The following is a 226-nucleotide window of genomic DNA, read 5'->3' as shown; positions in this document are numbered from 1 at the left end:
GTGGGCGGTTCGATATCAGACCCGACATCGACCTAATGTTGACGATCGAGCCCGAATTGGCGTTGAGCATATGCCGGGCGAAGGCGCGGTTGCACCAAAAGACGCCATTGTAGTTGACGTCATTGACGTGGAGCCAATGCTCGTCGGTCACCTCTTCTGCGGCGACGCCGGAACGAGCGATCCCTGCATTCGCAACCAGGATGTCCACCTTGCCATAGGTCGAGAC

1 protein-coding gene is annotated in these 226 nt (G+C 58.0%); it reads right to left on the bottom strand.

The window, feature by feature from the left end; translation table 11 throughout:
• A partial coding sequence (locus AF337_RS04515; RefSeq protein ID WP_152970900.1) for an SDR family oxidoreductase occupies nt 1–226 on the bottom strand: 226 nt, incomplete at both ends.

It is taken from the genome of Rhizobium ecuadorense (genome assembly GCF_001187535.1).
Classification (GTDB): Bacteria; Pseudomonadota; Alphaproteobacteria; order Rhizobiales; family Rhizobiaceae; genus Rhizobium; species Rhizobium ecuadorense.
Note: the sequence above shows the minus strand (reverse complement) of the source record. Positions and strands in the feature narration are given on the sequence as shown.